General features: G+C 63.4%; 26 protein-coding genes and 1 other RNA gene. 11 read left to right on the top strand and 16 right to left on the bottom strand.

Annotated features, from left to right (window positions below; all coding sequences use genetic code 11):
* Positions 1–62: 62 nt before the first annotated feature.
* From ASD63_RS13885 to ffs, 3 genes are all read right to left on the bottom strand, one after another.
* Positions 63–386: a YbaB/EbfC family nucleoid-associated protein gene (locus ASD63_RS13885; RefSeq protein WP_029742357.1), complete on the bottom strand. Its 324-nt coding sequence runs from the start codon at positions 384–386 to the stop codon at positions 63–65.
* 39 nt (positions 387–425) lie between these two features.
* On the bottom strand, positions 426–2,294 hold the full coding sequence (locus tag ASD63_RS13880) for a DNA polymerase III subunit gamma/tau (RefSeq protein WP_051659686.1): 1,869 nt from the start codon (positions 2,292–2,294) through the stop codon (positions 426–428).
* A 45-nt stretch (positions 2,295–2,339) separates the two neighbouring features.
* Positions 2,340–2,437, bottom strand: an RNA gene (gene ffs / locus ASD63_RS13875) — signal recognition particle sRNA small type.
* A gap of 64 nt (positions 2,438–2,501) precedes the next feature.
* Between ffs and ASD63_RS13870 the strand changes: the two genes are divergently transcribed.
* From ASD63_RS13870 to ASD63_RS13855, 4 genes are all read left to right on the top strand, one after another.
* Positions 2,502–2,954 carry an HIT family protein gene (locus ASD63_RS13870; protein WP_029742355.1) on the top strand — a complete coding sequence of 151 codons (453 nt, stop codon included), beginning with the start codon at positions 2,502–2,504 and terminating at the stop codon, positions 2,952–2,954.
* A 2-nt stretch (positions 2,955–2,956) separates the two neighbouring features.
* Positions 2,957–3,937: an NAD(+) diphosphatase gene (gene nudC / locus ASD63_RS13865; RefSeq protein ID WP_034804765.1), complete on the top strand. Its 981-nt coding sequence runs from the start codon at positions 2,957–2,959 to the stop codon at positions 3,935–3,937.
* Between the two features lie 25 nt (positions 3,938–3,962).
* Positions 3,963–4,670, top strand: coding sequence for a YafY family protein (locus tag ASD63_RS13860; protein ID WP_029742353.1), 708 nt, complete (start codon positions 3,963–3,965; stop codon positions 4,668–4,670).
* Positions 4,671–4,750: 80 nt separating this feature from the next.
* Positions 4,751–5,119, top strand: a complete 369-nt coding sequence (locus tag ASD63_RS13855; RefSeq protein WP_034804768.1) for a VOC family protein — start codon at positions 4,751–4,753, stop codon at positions 5,117–5,119.
* 64 nt (positions 5,120–5,183) lie between these two features.
* On the opposite strand, the gene ASD63_RS34195 is transcribed toward ASD63_RS13855, so the two are convergent.
* From ASD63_RS34195 to ASD63_RS13845, 3 genes are all read right to left on the bottom strand, one after another.
* The gene (locus ASD63_RS34195; protein WP_064817013.1) at positions 5,184–5,321 is read right to left on the bottom strand and encodes a DUF1127 domain-containing protein; all 138 of its coding nucleotides are present in this window, start codon (positions 5,319–5,321) and stop codon (positions 5,184–5,186) included.
* Positions 5,322–5,744: 423 nt separating this feature from the next.
* Complete coding sequence (locus ASD63_RS13850; RefSeq protein ID WP_034804771.1) at positions 5,745–6,599, bottom strand: prephenate dehydratase; 855 nt, start codon at positions 6,597–6,599, stop codon at positions 5,745–5,747.
* A 26-nt stretch (positions 6,600–6,625) separates the two neighbouring features.
* A complete protein-coding gene (locus tag ASD63_RS13845; RefSeq protein WP_034804784.1) occupies positions 6,626–7,381 on the bottom strand; it encodes a 3-deoxy-manno-octulosonate cytidylyltransferase in 756 nt (251 codons plus the stop codon).
* Positions 7,382–7,537: 156 nt separating this feature from the next.
* Here ASD63_RS13845 and ASD63_RS13840 point away from each other — a divergent pair, with 156 nt between their 5' ends.
* Positions 7,538–8,221: a cytochrome c family protein gene (locus ASD63_RS13840; protein WP_034804787.1), complete on the top strand. Its 684-nt coding sequence runs from the start codon at positions 7,538–7,540 to the stop codon at positions 8,219–8,221.
* A 146-nt stretch (positions 8,222–8,367) separates the two neighbouring features.
* Here the strand turns inward: ASD63_RS13840 and ASD63_RS13835 are convergent, their stop codons facing one another.
* Positions 8,368–9,312, bottom strand: coding sequence for an AEC family transporter (locus ASD63_RS13835; RefSeq protein WP_034805271.1), 945 nt, complete (start codon positions 9,310–9,312; stop codon positions 8,368–8,370).
* A gap of 241 nt (positions 9,313–9,553) precedes the next feature.
* On the opposite strand from ASD63_RS13835, the gene ASD63_RS13830 reads away from it, so the two are divergent.
* The 4 genes from ASD63_RS13830 (at position 9,554) to ASD63_RS13815 (ending at position 13,153) form a co-directional block, all read left to right on the top strand.
* A complete protein-coding gene (locus ASD63_RS13830) occupies positions 9,554–9,835 on the top strand; it encodes a BON domain-containing protein (RefSeq protein ID WP_029742346.1) in 282 nt (93 codons plus the stop codon).
* Between the two features lie 242 nt (positions 9,836–10,077).
* Positions 10,078–11,274, top strand: coding sequence for a CmlA/FloR family chloramphenicol efflux MFS transporter (cml, locus tag ASD63_RS13825; protein WP_034804790.1), 1,197 nt, complete (start codon positions 10,078–10,080; stop codon positions 11,272–11,274).
* Positions 11,275–11,378: 104 nt separating this feature from the next.
* Entirely contained in the window at positions 11,379–12,185 is an 807-nt protein-coding gene (locus tag ASD63_RS13820) for a MerR family transcriptional regulator (RefSeq protein ID WP_034804793.1), read from the top strand.
* A 38-nt stretch (positions 12,186–12,223) separates the two neighbouring features.
* On the top strand, positions 12,224–13,153 hold the full coding sequence (locus ASD63_RS13815) for a hypothetical protein (RefSeq protein ID WP_060529499.1): 930 nt from the start codon (positions 12,224–12,226) through the stop codon (positions 13,151–13,153).
* Between the two features lie 116 nt (positions 13,154–13,269).
* Here the strand turns inward: ASD63_RS13815 and ASD63_RS13810 are convergent, their stop codons facing one another.
* Genes ASD63_RS13810 through ASD63_RS13800 form a run of 3 tightly spaced genes read right to left on the bottom strand, consistent with a single transcriptional unit; the run spans position 13,270 to position 14,717 of the window.
* Positions 13,270–13,893 carry a dihydrofolate reductase family protein gene (locus ASD63_RS13810; protein WP_034804799.1) on the bottom strand — a complete coding sequence of 208 codons (624 nt, stop codon included), beginning with the start codon at positions 13,891–13,893 and terminating at the stop codon, positions 13,270–13,272.
* Between the two features lie 12 nt (positions 13,894–13,905).
* Positions 13,906–14,382, bottom strand: a complete 477-nt coding sequence (locus tag ASD63_RS13805; protein ID WP_034805274.1) for an SRPBCC family protein — start codon at positions 14,380–14,382, stop codon at positions 13,906–13,908.
* A gap of 2 nt (positions 14,383–14,384) precedes the next feature.
* Positions 14,385–14,717 carry a metalloregulator ArsR/SmtB family transcription factor gene (locus ASD63_RS13800; RefSeq protein WP_034804801.1) on the bottom strand — a complete coding sequence of 111 codons (333 nt, stop codon included), beginning with the start codon at positions 14,715–14,717 and terminating at the stop codon, positions 14,385–14,387.
* A 159-nt stretch (positions 14,718–14,876) separates the two neighbouring features.
* Between ASD63_RS13800 and ASD63_RS35065 the strand changes: the two genes are divergently transcribed.
* Both ASD63_RS35065 and ASD63_RS13790 read left to right on the top strand, forming a co-directional pair.
* Entirely contained in the window at positions 14,877–15,059 is a 183-nt protein-coding gene (locus ASD63_RS35065; protein ID WP_143106247.1) for a hypothetical protein, read from the top strand.
* Positions 15,060–15,062: 3 nt separating this feature from the next.
* Positions 15,063–15,461, top strand: coding sequence for a DoxX family protein (locus ASD63_RS13790; protein ID WP_034804807.1), 399 nt, complete (start codon positions 15,063–15,065; stop codon positions 15,459–15,461).
* 102 nt (positions 15,462–15,563) lie between these two features.
* Here ASD63_RS13790 and ASD63_RS13785 read toward each other — a convergent pair whose 3' ends face one another.
* The 6 genes from ASD63_RS13785 to ASD63_RS13760 all read right to left on the bottom strand — a co-directional run bounded on the left by ASD63_RS13785 (position 15,564) and on the right by ASD63_RS13760 (position 19,200).
* The gene (locus tag ASD63_RS13785; protein WP_034804810.1) at positions 15,564–16,202 is read right to left on the bottom strand and encodes a class I SAM-dependent methyltransferase; all 639 of its coding nucleotides are present in this window, start codon (positions 16,200–16,202) and stop codon (positions 15,564–15,566) included.
* Between the two features lie 182 nt (positions 16,203–16,384).
* A complete protein-coding gene (locus ASD63_RS13780; protein WP_226020730.1) occupies positions 16,385–17,242 on the bottom strand; it encodes a sigma-70 family RNA polymerase sigma factor in 858 nt (285 codons plus the stop codon).
* Between the two features lie 117 nt (positions 17,243–17,359).
* Entirely contained in the window at positions 17,360–17,665 is a 306-nt protein-coding gene (locus ASD63_RS13775) for an antibiotic biosynthesis monooxygenase (RefSeq protein WP_060529498.1), read from the bottom strand.
* Between the two features lie 190 nt (positions 17,666–17,855).
* The gene (locus tag ASD63_RS13770; protein WP_034804815.1) at positions 17,856–18,488 is read right to left on the bottom strand and encodes an ATP-dependent Clp protease proteolytic subunit; all 633 of its coding nucleotides are present in this window, start codon (positions 18,486–18,488) and stop codon (positions 17,856–17,858) included.
* Between the two features lie 44 nt (positions 18,489–18,532).
* Positions 18,533–18,889: an SRPBCC domain-containing protein gene (locus ASD63_RS13765; RefSeq protein ID WP_034804820.1), complete on the bottom strand. Its 357-nt coding sequence runs from the start codon at positions 18,887–18,889 to the stop codon at positions 18,533–18,535.
* Positions 18,886–19,200: a metalloregulator ArsR/SmtB family transcription factor gene (locus ASD63_RS13760; protein ID WP_034804822.1), complete on the bottom strand. Its 315-nt coding sequence runs from the start codon at positions 19,198–19,200 to the stop codon at positions 18,886–18,888. The genes ASD63_RS13765 and ASD63_RS13760 overlap by 4 nt, the downstream gene beginning before the upstream one ends.
* Positions 19,201–19,235 lie beyond the last annotated feature (35 nt).

Here is a 19,235-nt window from a genome sequence, read left to right as displayed (position 1 = left end):
CGGCGCGCAAATGCTGCGGGCGGCAGACCGCCCTGCTTCCCGAACCTACTGCCCGGAGACGATCAGAAGGGCAGCTTCATGCCGGGCGGGATCGGCAGGCCGGCGGTCAGTTCGCGGGTCTTTTCCGCCTGCACGGCTTCGGCCTTGTCCTTGGCGTCCTTGTGGGCGGCGACGATCAGGTCTTCGAGGATCTCGACGTCGTCTTCCTTGAACAGCGAGGGATCGATCTTCAGGCTCTTGAGGGTGCCCTTGCCGTCGAGGCGAACGGTGACGAGGCCACCGCCAGAGGTGCCGTCGACTTCGAGCGCGGCGATTTCCGCCTGCATCTTTTCCATCTTGGCCTGCATTTCCTTGACCTTGCCCATCATCCCCATGATGTCGCGCATCGTCGTCTCCTGTCTTTCTGTTTCTGCTCGCAGACGGGACTATTCGATGTCGTCGCCAGGGACGATATCGCCGTCGGCGGATTCGGCTGTAGCCGGAGCCTGGCTCTCGGCCTCTTCTTCAACGGCGCGAATGCGCACGTCGGTGATCTTGGCGCCCGGGAACCGGGCGAGAATGGCGGCGACATCGGGGTCCTGGCGCGCGTCGTTGACGCGCTGCTCCTGCGCCCGCTGTTCCGCCTCGATCAGCGTCGGCTCACCGGCCTCGCGGCTGTAGCTGACGATCCAGTGGATGCCGGTCCATTCCTTTAGCTTGACGGCCACTTCGCCAAGCAGCGTCTTCGGCGCGTCGTCCGAGACGTTGACGTCGAGACGTCCGGGCTCGATCCGCACGAGCCGCAGAAAGCCGCGCACCAGCGTCTTCAGCTTGATGTCGCGGTTCTTGGCGCAGAGATCGGCGATGTCGGCGATCGAATTGACCGGCACCGACGGCTGCGGCTTGGCCGCAGGCGCCGCCACCGGGCGTTCTTCGATGCGGCCAACGGCAACCGCCTGGGGCGGCACGTCCGGGACGGCGCGCAGCATGGTCGCGCCATTGCTCGTCGGGCGCTGCACCGGCATCGGCTGCGATGCCTGCGCCGACACGGACACGGAAGCCTGGGCCTGTGCGCCGCCGCCGTTGCCACCTGAAGGGCCAGGGCGAGCGCCGCCGCCTTCATTGCCGGAAAGTTCCAGCAAGCGCCGCGCGGCCTCTTCAGGCGCCGGCAGATGTGCCGCATGCGCCAGGCGGATCAGCACCATTTCGGCGGCACCCGCCGGGCGCGACGAGCTTTCGGCTTCCGGAATGCCCTTCAGGAGCATCTGCCAGATGCGCGAGAGCGCCGTAACCGCCACGCTCTCGGCAAAGACGGCGCCGCGGGTGCGCTCGATCTCGCTCAAGGACTGGTCGTTGACCGCCTCCGGCACGTATTTCATCCGGGTGACGAGATGGGTGAAATCGGCAAGGTCGGTCAATACGACCGTCGGATTGGCGCCGGCCTCGTATTGTGCGGTGAATTCCTTGAGGGCCGCGGCGACATCGCCTTTGACGACGTGCTCGAAGAGGTCGACGATGCGGGCGCGGTCTGCAAGGCCGAGCATCGAACGCACGGTTTCGACTTCCACAGCGCCGCCGCCGTGGGCGATCGCCTGGTCGAGCAGCGACAGACCGTCGCGCGCCGAGCCTTCGGCAGCGCGGGCCACCATCGCAAGCGCTTCCGGATCGAAGGATACGCCTTCCTTGCCGAGGATCGTCGAAAACAGGCCGACGAGATCGGACGCGCTGATGCGGCGCAGGTCGAAGCGCTGGCAGCGCGACAGAACCGTGATCGGCACTTTGCGGATTTCGGTGGTCGCGAAGATGAATTTCACATGCTCTGGCGGCTCTTCGAGCGTCTTCAGCAGGCCGTTGAAGGCCTGGGTCGAGAGCATGTGCACTTCGTCGATGATGTAGACTTTGTAGCGGGCCGAAACCGGGCGGTAGCGCACCTGTTCGATGATCTCGCGGATATCGTCGATGCCGGTGTGTGACGCCGCGTCCATTTCGATGACGTCGACGTGACGCCCATCCATGATCGCCTGGCAATGTTCGCCGGGAACGCGCAGGTCGATGGTCGGCCGATCGATATCCGGTGTCTTATAGTTCAGCGCGCGGGCGAGAATGCGGGCGGTGGTGGTCTTGCCGACCCCGCGCACCCCGGTAAGCATGTAGGCTTGGGCGATGCGGCCGGTTTCGAACGCGTTGGTGAGCGTGCGCACCATCGGTTCCTGGCCGACCATCAGGTCGGAGAAATCCTTGGGGCGATACTTGCGCGCCAGAACACGGTAGGCGGCTGGTTTCTCAACGGATGAAATGGACGTATCGTCGCTCATCGACCCTGCCGCTGTTCGAACTCTTGTCCCGACAGGACGGAGAAGGTGGGAGGCTGGCACGATGACCCGTGCCGGAGCTCGTTGGGGCTGCTTCCTTCCGGACCTGACCCGGTTGGCGAGTGGCTCGTCCACCACCAACCTCCCGGCTTCCATATCGGCAATATCGAAAGCAAATGCAAGCCAAGCCGTCAAAAAACTGATATCGATATGCAAAACAAGGCGAATCCGCCATTCTCAATAGCCGAGGAGACCCAGTTGACGACCTTCACCCTCGACGAGCGGCTCGAGCGCGACGGCATTCCGATCGCCTCGATCGGGCTTTGCCAGATGCGGCTGATGAACGACCGCCGCTGGCCGTGGCTCGTGCTCATTCCTCAGCGTGAAGGCATTTCTGAGATCTTCGACCTCACCCCGCTCGACCAGACGATGCTGACCTTCGAGACGACCATGGCAGCGACGGCGCTGAAGAAGGTCACGGGCGCCGAGAAAATCAATATCGGCGCATTGGGCAACATCGTCCGGCAGCTTCACGTGCATATCATCGCCCGCAGCGACGGCGACCCGAACTGGCCGGGGCCGGTCTGGGGCTTCGGCAAGGCGGAGCCGTGGGACGAAAAAGAACATCAGGCCTTCGCAGCCCGCATTCTGGAAAACCTCTGAACATGACGAAATCGATCTTTGACCTTCGCAGCCCGCATCCAGAGCCAAGCACCCTCGTCGCCTTCTCGGAGAATCATCTGGATCGCCAGTCGGAGCACCGGGCCGACGATTGCGTGCAGGTGGCACTGAAGCACCCGGGTGCGCATTTCCTGGCCTTCTCCGGACCGAAGCTGATCGTCAAGCATGACGAGAAGATCATCGACCCACTGTTTGCGCCTTATGAGCTCGAAGGTCTCGAACCCGTTCTCGACGAGACGATCCTGCTCGGCTACCTCGCCAACGGCGAGCCCCGGCTGGCCGTGCCGACGGGCCTGACGGACGAGACGATCACCGAGCCCTTCAAGATCGCCGACGGCCGCACCCTCTATCGCCAGCAGATGCTGCCGGAGGAACTGCTCGGCCAGTTCGCGCAAGGCTCGAGCTTGATTACCTGGAATGCCAACAACCGCTTCTGCGGTCGCTGCGCAGGCCCGATGGAAGGCAAGGCTGGCGGCTATCGCCGGGTCTGCACCGCCTGCGGCCATATGGTCTTCCCGCGCACCGACCCTGTCGTCATCATGATGACGATCGACCTTGAGCGCGATCTTTGCCTGCTCGGCCGCAGCCCGCATTTCGCGCCGGGCATGTATTCTTGCCTTGCCGGCTTCGTCGAGCCGGGCGAGACGATCGAAAACGCCGTGCGGCGGGAAACGCTCGAGGAGTCCGGCATCCATATCGGCCGGGTACGCTACCATGCCTCGCAGCCCTGGCCGATGCCGCACACGCTGATGATCGGCTGCTATGCGGAGGCGAAATCAACCGTCATCAAGCGCGACGAGCACGAGCTGGAAGACGTGCGCTGGTTCACGCGCGATGAAACGATCGCGATGCTCGAAAGGTCGACCGGGGTCGCCGACACCGGCGACGCGCATATTCCGCCGCCGAAGGGCGCGATTGCGCACCAGCTGATGCGTGACTGGCTCGCCTGGGGCGAGCGGACATAAGGCGACGGATACAGGGAGATCGACCGTGTCCCGCTCCGAACGGCTGCTCGACCTTCTGCAGGTGCTCCGGCGCTACCGCCAGCCGGTGAGCGGCCAGCGACTGGCGGAAGAAACCGGCGTCAGCCTCAGAACGCTCTACCGCGATATCGCCAGCCTCCAGGCGCAGGGCGCTGATATCGAGGGCGAACCGGGGCTCGGTTATGTGCTCAAGCCCGGCTTCATGCTGCCACCGATGATGTTTTCCGCCGAGGAGATCGAAGCCTTGGTGCTCGGCTCGCGCTGGGTCTCCAAGCGCACCGACGACGATCTCGCCGGCGCTGCCGCCAATGCGCTCGCCAAGATTGCCGCGGTGCTGCCGGCCGAACTTCGCGAGGAGCTCGACAGTTCGACCCTGCTCGTCGGCCCGAGCCCGCCGGCCACCAACGGCATCGACATCGCCGCGCTTAGGCGCGCAATCCGCAACGAGCGCAAGGTGGAACTCGACTACGTCGACAATGACGGCAGCGCGACGCAGCGCACCGTCTGGCCCTTTGCCCTCGGCTTCTTTGAGAACGTGCGCATGGTCATGGCCTGGTGCGAGCTGCGCCTGGACTTCCGGCACTTTCGCGCCGACCGCATGCAGAAGATGACGGTGACTGAGGCGCGCTATCCCCGCCGCCGGCAGGTGCTGATGAAGGATTGGCGCTCGAGCCAGAACATGGCGGCGTCGAAGCGAGAGACGGTCGGCTCCTGACGGGTGTTGGTGCGCCGATGCTGACAGAAACTGGCAGCGGCCAGCCCTAGCCTGCACCTTCCGCAACAAGGAGGAACAGCATGGCCAAGGCAAATCTCATCGTTCTCTACGTCAAGGACCCGCTCGCAAGCGTGACCTTCTATCGCGCGCTTCTCGCGCAGGAACCAAGCGTCACCTACCAGACCTTCTCGTCCTTCGAGCTGCCGGGTGGCTTCACGCTCGGGCTCTGGGCCGAACATACGGTCGCGCCGGAGCCGGCGGCATCGGGCAGCCGGTCGGAACTGGCCTTCATGGTGGAAGACGAGAGCGCGGTGCGCGCACGTTACGAGGATTGGAAGGGGAAAGGCCTGCCGATTGCGCAGGAATTGACCGAAATGGATTTCGGTCCGACTTTCGTCGCGCTCGATCCGGATGGTCACCGGCTGCGCGTCTGCCTCTACGATTCTTAAGCGAGAGGGTATGCTGCGCGCATCCCACCAGCCTGAAGCGGCGGGATGCGCGAATGGTACGGAATTAGCGGCCGTAAACGGCGGCCTGGATCTGCGAACGGGACAGACCGATGTCGCTCAGTGCGTGATCGTCGAGAGCATTCAGCTCGCGGATCGCACGGCGGGTCTTCGCATATTCCATGATCTTCTGACGGATCTTCATCTTTAACACTCCTTACTTGACGAGCGTCAAATAGGCATTTGCCTAAAATTTGTGTAGCGCCACGATTGCAAACTAGGCATGCGTCAGACGCGTAGCCGGTTAACGAATTTTTGCCACTTTCACCCCGGTAGGGCGCGGCGAAACCAATGATTCTCTCGGAAAATCACCGCGAACGGTACGCTCAGGACTTAAACGTGATGCTCTGAAAACCTTAGCCAAATGGCAGGATCAGATATGTGCGGCGCGAGAAGACCACAACCGCAGGCTTCATTTTGGTCAGAAATCAGGCGCATTCGCGGCCTTCAGGCGGAGCTGAGGGGCCAAGCAGCGTGCTAACGATAGCGACCGCCTCACCACTTTGGGAGGCGGTCGAGGCCCGCCTACGCAGGCCTTTCTCAACAGCTTCGCGCCGGAGCCGCCTGTTCAGAGAACGCCGCGCATCGGGTGCGCGTTATAGGTTCCGAGGATGCGGACCTTTTCGGAGAAGAAGCGAAGCTCGTCCATGGCATGGCGCACGCCGACATCATCCGGGTGGCCTTCGATATCCGCATAGAACTGCGTCGCCACGAACCGGCCGCCAAGCTGGTAGCTCTCGAGCTTGGTCATGTTGATGCCGTTGGTGGCGAAACCGCCCATGGCCTTGTAGAGCGCTGCCGGGATGTTGCGGACATTGAAGACGAAGGTGGTGATGATCAGCTCTTCGTCGCTGGTGCGGGCGATGCGCTGCTCTTCCCGGGACAGCACGACGAAGCGGGTGACGTTGCTCTCGGTATCCTCGACGTTCTCGGCGATGATTTCGAGGCCATAGAGATCGGCGGCAAGCCGCGGCGCGAGCGCGGCCATCGAGCGGTCGCCCTTTTCGGAGACGAGCTTTGCCGCGCCCGCCGTATCGCCGGCGACGACCGGCTTCCAGCCGTTGGAGCGCACGATCTTGCGGCACTGGCCGAGCGCATGGATGTGGCTGTGCACGGTGCGGATCTCGTCACGCGTGACACCCGGAAGCACCATCAGCTGAAAACGGATCGGCATGAAATATTCGCCGACGATGTGCAGCCGCGATTCCGGCAGGAGGTGATGGATGTCGGCGACCCGGCCGGCGATCGTGTTCTCGATCGGGATCATCGCCAGATCGGCGTTGCCGTTCTCGACCGCGACGAAGGCATCCTCGAAGGTCTGGCAGGGCAGCGGCTCCATCGACGGGAACATGTCGCGGCAGGCCATGTCGGAATTGGCGCCATAGTCGCCCTGGAAGGAAATCCTGTTGGTCTTGGCGGTCACGGTAGCGTCCTTCTCAGGTTCTGATATCAGCGGGTACGGGCAGACAGGATGCGGCGGGCCTTTTCCAGCTCCACCGGCGTGTCCACACCAAGCGGGACCGAATCGACGATCTCGACATCAATGCGCATGCCGGCTTCGAGCGCACGCAGCTGCTCCAGCGATTCGCGGCGTTCGAGCACGGAGGGCTGAAGCGAGACGAAGCGTTCCAGCGCCTGCCGTCGATAGGCATAGAGCCCGATGTGATGATAGAGCGGGCCTTCGCCATGAGGCGCGGTCGCGCGGGTAAAATAGAGCGCACGCAGGCGCGTGTCGGAAAGCGGCGAACCGACGACCTTGACGATGTTCGGGTTGGTCTTCTCGCTCTCCTCGGCGATCGCCACCGTCAGCGTGGCGATATCGGTGGCGGCATTTTCGAGCGGGTTCAGCGCCGCGCGGATCGATGCCGGTTCGACCGTCGGAAGGTCACCCTGGACGTTGATGACGATCTCGGCTTCGCCGTTCGGATCGGCCTTCTGCAGCGCTTCGTAGATCCGGTCGGAGCCGGACTGGTGGTCGATGCGGGTCATTATCGCTTCGAAGCCGGCCTCGCGCACGACGTCGAAGACCTGCTGGTCGTCAACGGCAACGACGACGCGGCCGACGTCCGCTTCCTGCGCTCGGGTCGCGACCTGGACGATCATCGGCAGGCCGCAAATATCGGCGAGCGGCTTTCCGGGTAGGCGTGTCGAGGCCATGCGCGCCGGAATGAGCACGATGACTTTACCTGAATTTTCGCGATTCATGATCTGGCCTTCAAAAACCCCGCCGAAAGTGTCAATAAGTCTCAGTTAGGGGCCGATAATCACTGTTGCAACGCAGAGCCAAAAGACATAGGTTCCGCGCGATTTCAAGATAGGCCGGGTTTTTGTTTGCGCCGGTGGCAAAGGGAGCGTTTGCAGATGAATTCATATGTGAACATGGGCGTGGGCGCCTTTCTGGGAACGGTCTTCGTTCTGATGTCCGTGTCCATTGCATCGGAAGGCATTTTCCATTCCGAAGCTCCCGAGAAGGAAGGCTTTACGATCGTTGCGGAAGAAGGCACGTCTGAAGCCGGTGCCGGTGGTGCCGCGGAAGTCGAAGTCGACATCAAGCCGCTGCTGCTCAAGGCCGACGCTTCTGCCGGTGAAACCGTGTTCAAGAAATGCGCAAGCTGTCACACCGCCGACAAGGGCGGCGCAAACAAAGTCGGTCCGAACCTCTGGGGCCTCGTCAACCGTCCGATCGCTTCGCATGAGGGCTTCAGCTACTCGGCCGGCATGAAGACGTTTGCCGAAGGCGGCAAGGTCGTCTGGGACTACGACCACCTCAGCTACTTCATCGAAGCACCGAAGAAGCACGTTCCGGGCACCGCCATGGGCTTTGCCGGCGTCAAGAAGCCCGACGAGCGCGCCAACCTGATCGCCTGGCTGCGCGAGCAGGCCGACGCTCCGGCAGCACTGCCGGACGCATCTGCCGGTTCTGCCGAAGCCGCACCGGCTGCCGGTGAAGCAGCACCGGCTGCTGGCGCCGAAGGTGCAAAGCCGGCCGAAGCGCCGGCAACCGAAGCCAAGCCTGCCGAAGGCCAGCCGGCACCGGCTCAATAAGTTCAGCGGTCGGAAACGATCCCATGCAAAAGGCCCGGCTCGCGCCGGGCCTTTTCGTATTCGGGGATAGGCGGAGATGTTGCGCACGGAACGTTCAGGCGGATCCAAGCCTCCGCGGCGAAACAGTTTGCCGGAGAGAGCGGTAATCACATCAGCAGATAGGCCCAGACCGAAACGCTGATGACGCCGAGCGCAGTCGTCAGCGTGATCGTCGAGGACGCCAGCCCATGGCCGACATTGAAATGGTTGGCGATCAGCCAGGCATTGACACCCGTCGGCACCGCCGACGTCAGCACCAGCGCCGTCGTCCAGTTGTCGTTGAGGCCGAGCAGGTGGCAGCTCGCATAGACGACCGCCGGCATGACGGCGAGCTTCAAGACGCTCGTCACCGAAGCGAGCCCGAGATTGCCGGCAAGGCCGTATTTATCCAGCGCCATGCCGATCGAGATCAGCGCCGCGGGTGCTGCCATCGACGCCAGTTGATCGACGACGGTCTTGACCGGACCGCCAAGCGGCTGGCCGATAAGGTGGAAGGCGGCGCCGCAGGCAAGGCCGATCACCAGCGGGTTGCGCACCAGATTGCGGGCGACACCGGCCAAGAGCTGCAGCGGGCTTTGCCCCGGCTTGCCGCCGGCGCGCCGCTCCGCACGCTCCATCAAGAGCGTGCCCGCTATCATCATGACGGGCAGATGCACCGAAAGCAGGATCGAGATCGCAACGATGCCCTCCTCGCCGACGATTCGCGACACCAGCGGCAGGCCGATGAAGACCGTGTTGGCGAAGGCGGAGGAGACGCCAGCGAGAACCCCCATGCGCGCATCCCGCCCGAAGACGAGCGTCGCCGCCACGTGTCCCAACGTCCAGGTCACCGCGACGCCCGAGAAATAGGCGACCCAGAGCGGCCAGGGCGAACCGTCCTTGAAATCCGCTTCCGCAATCGTGCGAAACAGCAGGATGGGCACGGCGACGCGAAAGACGAAATCGCCCAAGGCTTCGCCGACGGCCGGTTTCAGGTAACCCAGGCGCACCAGCAACCAGCCGGCAAGGATCAGGATGAAGATGGGCAGGACGTTCTGGAAGATGTCGGACATGCGCGGGCCCTGGATCACGATGACCTTGGAGCGTATCGATCCAAGATCTTCGGGGTCTGTTCTCATGAGGTAGAGCGGGAGACGGGCGGAAGACCGCAGATGCTTTCCTCTTTCCGCTCCTGGAATGGTCCTGCCAGCAATAACGTTGTTCGCACCCGCGCCGCAAGCGCGCGAGCAGCGGGCACAGGGAGGGGAACATTCCCCGGCCGCAGGCGTTCCGAAACAGCATGAGGAACGAGCCATGCCGACAGAGAAGTCCATTTACGCGCACAAAGACGACGATCCGCATCTCATCGACGATGCGCTCGCCGACAAGGTGCTGCGCTACATCCAGTATGCGGCGATGATCGATACGCGCGAGATCTCGGTGATGGCGCTCGGCGGGATCGTGGTGCTTTCCGGTCATGTGGCGCAGGCATCCGACATCGCCTGCGCCGGCGATGCCGCAGCATCGGTGATCGGCGTCACCAGCGTCGAGAACCGGCTGGCGGTGATGCCGGGCGCGGCCGAGGCTGATAGCTGAGCCAGGAGTTGCCGTCCGGAAATCCCGATGATAGGACATGCCGGCATGAGATTTCGGCTGGCTTGGCGTTATCGCTGGAGAGCCGCCATAGGAGCCGCAGATGAGGACCGACCCGTCAGCAACCAGGTAAGCCGCAACAACGGTTGAATAAGTTGTTGCGGCGTCTGTCGGCTCACATTCAGAAGATTTGATGAAGTGGCAGATCGCCGCCGAATGGTTTTCATTTGCGCGGATGTTTCATCATGCCCGATCGTAATTCCCTCACCTGGTCCTATTCGCTGCCGGCAGCACTTTTGCTGATGGCGCCCTTCGATATCCTGGCGTCGCTCGCCATGGACATTTACCTGCCCGTCGTGCCCGACATGCCGGCGATCCTCGGCACGTCGCCCGCAGTCGTCCAGCTCACGCTCAGCCTCTACATGCTGCTTTTGGGGCTGGGTCAGCTGCTGTTCGGCCCGCTGTCCGACCGCGTCGGCCGCCGTCCCGTTCTTCTCGGTGGCGCGACGCTATTTGCGCTGGCCTCGCTGGGACTGGCCGCAACCACCTCGGCACCGGTCTTCGTCGCCTTGCGGCTTGTCCAGGCGGCCGGCGCCTCGGCCGCACTGGTCGCGACCTTCGCGACCGTGCGCGACGTTTATGGCGCACGTCCGGAGGGTGTGACCATCTATGGCCTCTTCAGCGCCATGCTTTCCTTCGTGCCGGCGCTCGGGCCGATCGCCGGCGCGCTGATATCAGGCGCTTTCGGATGGCGGGCGATCTTCCTGACGCTTGCCATGCTTGGCCTTGCAGCACTCGGCCAGGCCTTGCCGCGGTGGTCGGAAACCCGGCCTGACGCCGCGGCACCGATGAGGCCGAGGTTCAGGCCCATGCTCGCAAGTGGCGCCTTCTGGACCTATACGCTTGGCTTCAGCACGGCGATGGGCGCGTTTTTCGTGTTCTTCTCCACGGCGCCACGCCTGCTCATCGATCGCGCCGGCTATTCGCAGCTCGGCTTCAGCCTGGCATTCGCCACCGCCGCCGTCGTGATGATCATCGCCACGCGCTTCGCCAGGGGCTTCGTCACCCGCTACGGGACCTCCGGTTGCCTCGCCCGCGGCATGGCCTTGATCATCCTCGGCGGGCTGCTGCTTGGCGCGGGCGAAGCCTCGGCGGTGCCGTCGTTCCAGAGCTTCGTGCTGCCAATGTGGGTGATCGCCTTCGGCATCGTCATGAGCGCCTCGGTCACCGCCAACGGAGCGCTCAAGGCCTTCGATGCCATCGCCGGGACGGCGGTCGCGCTCTACTTCTCGATCCAGAGCCTGATCGTCAGCCTCATTGGCACCGGCGCCGTTCTCCTGCTTGGCGGTGATACGGCCTGGCCGCTCGTCGGCTATTGCCTCGGCATGGCGACGATCACGCTGCTGGCGCTTGCGTTTCTCAACCGGAGCGAAAATCGATAGCCTTGCCCCTCCCGGAGCGGTCGCCTGTTCCGGGAGGTCTTCAACAGGAAAGACGGCAACGTGCCCCTTGACCTCGCCCCTGGGGCTGGCCCCAGACTACCTTCATGACCGATTCCTACTTCCTTGCAGGGCGCTTCGGCGCCGCCACACGATTGTCGCCGAAAGCACTCAGGCTTTATGCCGAGCAGGGCCTGCTGGTGCCTGCCCATGTCGATCCCGCGACCGGTTACCGCTATTACGCCGCCACGCAGGCAAGCCGCGCCAGGCTGATTGCCCGGCTGCGGCAGCTGGGTCTGCCGATCGCCCGGATCGCGCGGCTGATCGATCTTCAGCCCGACGTTCGCCTCGCGGAGCTGCGCGCCTGGCTGGAGGTGCAGAGCAAACGGCTCGAGGATCAGCGCGAGCTGGTGGAGGCAATCATCCGGCAATCGAGCGGCGGCGACGATCCGCTGGTTAGGGCCGTTGCCGTGCGCGACGTCGCGCCTTCGAAAATCGTCTATCGCCAGCATCATGTGACGGTGGACGCGCTCGACGCCTTCACCCAAAGCGCCGAAACGGAGATCCGCGGCTATCTTGCGCAATCGGGCAAGAGCGACGACGGGCCGATGACGCTGCATTTCCACGAGCCGGTCAATCACGACGGCAAGGGTCTCGTCGAGGTCGCGATCGGCTATGACGGCAGTCTCGAACCCACTGGTGATCTGCGCATCCGCCTTCAGCCGGCAGGACGCGAAGCGTTCCTGGCCGTGGCCGAACCGTTCGAAACCTTTCCGGCCGTGCTCCGCGTCTATGACGCGATCGAAGCCTGGTTCGAGCAAAGCGACGATCTCAGCTGCTTCGGCAGCCCCTACGAAATCTACCCCGGCAGAGGCGGTACGCGCTTCGATGTCGCCTACCCCATCGTGCGCTAACCAATCCCCGCACGCCCCAATCACTCAAGGACCAACCGATGCAGCACTTTTCCTATGTGGGCTCCGGCCCCTATTGCTACGCCAACTCATTTGCAATGATGTTCGGCGAAGCCGCGCCCTCGACCTCGACCATTGAGCTTGCCACCGGCAGCCCCTTCGGCATGCAGATCGTCGGCGGTACCCTGCCGTTCTTCGACCCCTACGGCTGGGATCCGGAGGCCGGGTTCGACGGTGCGCTGAAGGCGCTCGGCTGGACGTCGCAGGTCAGCAGCGGCGGCGAGCCCGAGGACGCGCTTTCCCGCCTGCGCGCGGCGCTGAAGGATGGTCCCGTCTGGGTCGGCCCGGTGGAGATGGGGCATCTGAGGCACCAGCCCGGCATGACGGGACCGATCGAGGCCGATCACTATGTCGTGGTCCTCGCGATCGACGAGACGCGCGTGCTGATGCACGACCCGCAAGGATATCCCTACGCCTCCCTGCCGCTCCACGATTTCATGACGGCCTGGGGCGCCGAGACGCTGGGCTACGGCGACCCCTACACCATGCGATGGGGATTCTCTCGTGTCGCCGACGTGAGCGAGGTCGAGGCAATCCGCGCCTCGGTGCCGGCCGCGATCCACTGGCTCTCGATGACCACGGACCGGCTGGTGCCGACGGGCAGCCTTGGCAATGCCGACGCAGCCGAAGCGCTCGCCGCTCTGATCGAAGACCATTGCGACAAGAACCTGCGGGCTCACCTCGTGCACTTCGCCGTTCGTGTCGGTGCCCGCCGCGCCGGCGACGCGGCGTCCTGCCTGGCGCGGGCAGGCCTTGCCAAATCCGCCGCCATCGCCGGCGAACAGGCGCGGCTGATCGGCGCGCTGCAGTATCCGCTGGTCCTGCGCAGGGATGCCGAGGCGGCCGCAAGCCTACGCCTGCTGGCGCCGACCTACGACCGGCTGTTCACCACCCTGCAAGCCGGGGAGTGATCCCAAAAGCCGCGCAATTCCGGACGGAAAACCGCTTCGCACTTTTCCTGGAATTGCTCGCTTGGCTGGCGCAATTCCGGACGGAAAACCGCTTCGCACTTTTCCTGGAATTGCTCTTAGGCGATGAGCTCCGAGAAGCTTTTCGGTCGCGCTGACTTTGCGTCGCGTACCGTCGCGTAGTGGAGTCCAACGACGCCGTTGTCGTAGTGCTCGCTGCCAATCAGCTGCAGCTCGTTCTTGTCGCGAAGCCGGGCGAACCATGGTTCGCCGGGCGATACGACCGGGTAGACGAAGAAGTGGTAGCGGTCGACGAGGCCGAGGCCGATCACCGTCTGCGCCAGGCTCGCGCCGCCGGACAAATGGATATCCCGGCCGGGCCCAGCCTTCAGGTCGGTCAGGTAGCGCGAGAGCGCCGCATCATCAGGAACCACCGCCCGCTCGGCATTGTGCCAGCGGCTGATCGCCTGCTCTTCGGTGCGGGAGAACACGATCTTGCGATAGTCGTGCATACGCCCTGCCATCACCCGATTGGTCTCGCCGCCCGCCTTGTCGTTCAGCGCGCCCGGCCAATAGCCGACCATCTCCTCATAGGTGGTGCGGCCGACCAGAACCGTGTCGTAGCCTGCGTAAAGGCGGTCGATCGCCCGGTATTGCTCGTCGACCACGGTCCCCATCCAGGCAAGCGGATCGTCGAGGCGGCCATTCAGTGTCGTCATCATCTGCAGCACGATATTGCGCATGGGATCGTCTCCTCAGTGAGTTTGCTCGACGAACCGGGCCAATTGCCCGGCAACCGTTCCCCAGCCGTCGTGAAAACCCATCTCCTCGTGCATCTTCCGGTCCGCGCCGCTCCGATGCATTACATGGGCAGCGTATTCGGTGCCGGCTGGATGATCGCTGAGGGTGATGATCGCCGTCATGAAGGCGTTTTCCGCCGGCCGCCAACCGGCAACGAGCGTGTCGGTGAAGACGATGCGCGAGAGTTCGTCGACCGCGAGAAAACAGGCGTTGATATGCGGCACGAATGCGCCGCCGCCTTCGCTGATCCGCGTCACGAAACTGCCGCCGGGCCTGAGATCCATGTCGATCACCTTGCATCTTGCCGGCTCAGGAACCCACCATTGCTCAAGCCGAGTGGGATCGCTCCAGGCGCGCCAGACCGTCGCGCGCGGCGCCTTGATGATGCGCGCCATCGTCAGGTCGAGTTCAGGATCGGGAGAGCGGATCATGGTCATTCCTCCTCGTGTTCAGTGACGAATTTTTCCAGCCGGTCGGCGCGGCCTTCCCAGAGCGCGCGCTGCGCCGAAAGCCAGCTCTCTACCGCGGTGAACTGCGCCTTCTCGATGGCGCAGGTGCGCACCCTGCCCTCCTTGTGCGTGCGGATGAGCCCGCTGCCTTCAAGGTAGTGGATGTGCTTCAAGAAGGACGGCAGGGCCATGTCGAAGGGTCTGGCGAGATCGCTGATGCTCGCCGGACCGCCGCCGAGCCGCGCAAGCACCGCACGGCGGGTGGGATCGGCGAGCGCCTGAAAGATCACGTCCAATCGGTCTGAATACTGTTCCATAAGGCTAAGTATCACGCGTCAATACTTAGCGCAAGAGCTAACTATTCATCGAACGACCGCCGCCAGCGCCACCCAATTTGTCGCATGGCCGTTTTCTTGACCTCAAGCCTGGTTGAGCTTCTACAAACCCCGTCGGTTCAATCGGAAATGGGGGCCGACGTGGCATTGGAAAACCAGATAAGGACTGACAATCCCGGGACTGGAACGGCATCTGCGGGCATCGCCGAGCCCGGCGGCGCCGCAGCATCGAGCGCCGCCTGCTGGCTCGCTGGCCTGTTCGCCATCGCGCCGACACCGGCAATCGTCCGCAGGGTCGCCTTTCTCACCGCAAGGCAGGGATGATCCATGTCAGGCCCTATCGCAAGCATTCTCGATTCGCGCGCCTTCGGCATTCTCGCCCGCGTGCTGCTGACGCTCGTCTTCTGGTCAAGCGGCCTTGCCAAGCTCTTCGACTTCAACGCCAACGTCGCGATCATGGAAGGCTTCGGCCTGACGCCGGGATGGCTGTTCAATTCGATGACGTTGATCCTGCAGATCGGCGCCTCTCTGCTGATCATCCTCAACCGTTGGGTCTGGCTTGCCGCCGGGGCGCTCGCCGTCTTCACGGTGCTGACGATCCCGATCGCCCATCCTTTCTGGCTGAAGGAAGGCGAAGAGGCCTTCCGCGACATGACCGTGGCGCTGGAGCACGTCTCCGTGATCGGCGGCCTGGCGCTGGTATCGATCGTGTCGCGCAGGCGTTGAACGTCAACAATCGGCGGCTCGGCAGGACCACTCAGCCCTCGCGGCAGCGCGTGTCTGGAACGCATCGAGACCAGGGCAGCACGGCTGCTCTGGTCTAACACCTCAGCGCTTCCGGGCGACGATGTAGGGGCGGTTGTCGTTGCTCGCCGATGCGTGATTTTCCGCCGACAGAAGCTCGAAGCCGGCGGCGACGATGTGCCGGCTGAGCTCTGCTGCGCTGAAAGTTCCCGCATAGGGCGCCAGTCCGACGGCCCGCATCGCCGGCAAGAGCAGGAGCCGGACGAGCGGGTTCATGTCGCCGACGCAGGGCGTCTTGGAGATGAACACGCCCCTGGAGGCAAGCAGGGTATGGATGTTGTCGAGCGTGGCGGGCAGATCGCGCACGAGATGCAGGTAGTTGAAGCCCAGCACCGCATCGAACTGCCCACATTCGGCCGCAAGCGTTTCGGCCGTCGCGCTGCGAAAGGCGAGGTTCGGAACCAGATCGACGGCGTACCTCTCCCGGGCAATGGCGATCATCTCGGTCGAAAAATCGGTTGCAAGGTAATCGCGCACATCGCCCGCCAGCCGAAACGCCGTCGTTCCCGTGCCGCAACCGAGTTCGAGCACGCGGTCATCGGGCAGAAGCAAGGCGCGGGTGCGGTCGAGCGTGTGTTCATAGGCGGCCGGGTCCGCGATCGTTCCCTTGGCGTATCGCCGCGACGTCCGGTCCCAGAAGTGCGCGTCGCTCGCCAAACTCATGCTGCCTCTCCCCAGAACGCAACCGGTCCCCCGCGATGCTCGGAGCCGGTGCCACACCGGCCAGGGAAACCTGCCGAAACCCAACGGCTGCCGATACCAGCGAAGGTCCAAGAATAGCGCGGAACCGTCAACATTTGACGGAGAACGGACCCTCAATCGGCAAAGAGCCGCTGTCTCGCAGTTCAAGCCAGACGAACCCAATCAACGGTTTCAAGCACATAGGGGGCGAAGAGAAAATCGCGGATCGCGGCGATCTCGTCTCCACGCCAATCGAGAACGACGAAATGCGCCGGTTTTTTCATGGGGCCGGCACTGTCGAAAACCAGCATGGCCGGCCGCCCTTCGATTGCGCCGAGCGCGAAACGCCACTTTGTCTCCTGCGCATAGCGGGTGAAATAGCGGCTGATGCCCTCGCGACCCTCCAGCTTCAGCCTGTTGACCAGCTCAAGTTTTACATCGTCGGCCAGCATGGCGCGGATGGCATCGAAGTCGCCGCCCTGAAAGAAGCGCACGAAACTTGCCAGTTTGTGCCGGTTCGCGTCGGACATCAGCGGCAGCCGCATATCCTCCGGGCGTTCGGTCAGGTGCCTGAGCGCCACCCTGGCGCGCTGCAGCGCCGATTTGGCCGCCGCCGGCGTACACTCGGCGATAGCGGCGATTTCCTCGATCGAATGACCAAGCACATCCTTCAGGATCACCGCACAGCGCTGAAGTTCCGGCAGTTGCAGGAAGGTTTGAAAGCCGATCGCGACGATGTCCGCCTCGGGCAGCGGGGCGTCTTCCATGTCATCGAGCAGCGGGACGATCTTGTGCCTGGACCGCCGGCGCAAAAAATCCAGACTGGTGTTGTGGGCGATGCGCAGCAGCCAGCCTTCGAGATTGTCCACCACCACGCCATCCGCCCGCGCCTGCACGGCCTTGATCAGCGTGTCCTGCAGCACATCCTCACCATCCACGGCCGAGCCGGTCATGCGCGCGCAATAGCGGTGCAACCGCGGCCGGAGTTCCCTCAAGCGATCCTCGAAGTCTTCCGTATTCATGACATCGAGTTCCATCGGGTATCTCCAGGGGCCGGTTCGGACGATAGCGTGGACTGAAGAAAATGTCCGCTGCCTGACCGATCGAAACCGGCTCCGGCAACGCACAGCCGTTCGACATCAGCTGTGATCGCTGAGGACCACCTCACCGATGACCGATTCGAGGCTCGCCAGTTCGAGGATCTGTGGGAAATAGGCCTTCATCCTGACATCGGCGCGCATCGCCTCGACGGCCGCGGGCATCTCCCATTCCGAATAGATGATGACGCTGGCGCCATCCCTGGCAGCAATCAGCCGGCTCGTCCGCCAGCCGCCGAGCGTGCGGATGACGGTGTCGATGTTGCGCTTCAACAGCGCGATCAACTGCTCCTGCTTGCCGGGTTCGACCTTCAGAACGTTGACGAGAGTGACGGGTGCAGTGGTCATGGTGCTTCTCCTTCGTTGCGGATGCACCAAAGACGAAGCGGAGAGGCGAAACGGATCGCGCGGGCGACGATTTTTTAGCGCCAGGCGATTCGGACGTCGGGGATACTCCCTTGGCAGGGGGGCGCCTTCGAGGGGCTCGGCAGCGGACCATCCGTTATCGGCCGGTAGCCCGCCGAACAGTGACAGACCGTTAGAGGGCAAAGCCGCTGGAGGCCGCCGGCTCGCCGTCGTCGCGAACCTTCAGGATGGTGTCGATCAGGCCCCATTCCAATGCTTCTTCCGCGGTCATGAAACGGTCCCGGTCCATAGCGCGTTCGAACTCCTCGTAGGTCCGTCCGCAATGTTCCGCATAGAGGCGCGTCATGCGCTGCTTGGTGCGAAGGATCTCCTCGGCATGGATCTGCATGTCGGACGCCTGGCCCTGAAAACCGCCCGATGGCTGGTGCACGAGGATGCTGGCATTGGGCAAGGCGGCCCGTTGGCCCGGCGTGCCGGCCATCAGCAGAAACGAACCCATCGACCGTGCGGTCCCCATGCACAGTGTATGCACCGGTGCCCGGATGTAGCGCATGGTGTCGTACATGGCGAAACCGCTGGTCACCACGCCGCCCGGCGAATTGATATAGAGATGGATGGGCTTCTTCGGGTTTTCCGCTTCGAGAAGAAGCATCTGGGCGCAGACCAGCGCAGAGACCGTGTCGTTCACCTCACCGTTGAGAAAGATGATTCGCTCGCGCAGCAGGCGGGAATAGATGTCGAACGACCGCTCTCCACCGTTCGACTGCTCGACGACCATAGGGACGAGTTGCATCGCTTCGCGCATCGGCGAACTCCATTTATCCAGAGATTGAGGGGAAGCTCGCCGGTCTAGGCGGCGAGCATGAGAGTATCGTTGCTGTTCGCGGCCGTCCTGGTCACGCGACCGCCGCGAACATTCGGCAGTTCGTGGACGATCCGCAGCCGGGTGCCGCCCGAACCAATCGGGGCGATCCGGAATGTGACCGTACTTTCGAGAAACGGAGCTTCGGTTTCGCGCAGCCTGTAGCGGACCTCTTCTCCAGGCACGACGACGGCGCCATCGGGGTCGGCCAATGCCTCTTTCGGTAGCCAGTTTTCGCGAAACGCCGGGATGCTGATTGCGCGCCAGACCTTCTGCGGCGCCTCGTCGAGTTCGTATTCCAGCTCAAGGCTGTTATCGTCCGGGGCGCTGATTTCGTGGTTCATTGGTCCATATCCTTCAGCAAGATCTTCAGAGCTTCGATGCGTGCCGGCCAGTAGGCACGGTATTTCGCGAGCCACTGCGCAATTTGCGCCAGCCCGTCCGGGTCGACTTCGTAGTTTACGAACCGACCTTGCCGCTGCTCCTTCACCAACCCGGCACTCCGCAACACGGAAATGTGCTGGGACATGGCCGGCTGGCTTATGTCCATACCTTCCCGCAAAGCGCTGGCATTCATGCTTCCGTCAGCAAGCTTCTCGAAGATGGCGCGGCGCGTGGGGTCAGCCAGGGCTCGGAATATCTCGTTCTCGATCATGCCAAACACATAAGCACTGACTTATCTCAATAACA

It is taken from the genome of Ensifer sp. Root558 (assembly GCF_001427045.1).
GTDB classification, from domain to species: domain Bacteria; phylum Pseudomonadota; class Alphaproteobacteria; order Rhizobiales; family Rhizobiaceae; genus Ensifer; species Ensifer adhaerens.
Note: the sequence above shows the minus strand (reverse complement) of the source record. Positions and strands in the feature narration are given on the sequence as shown.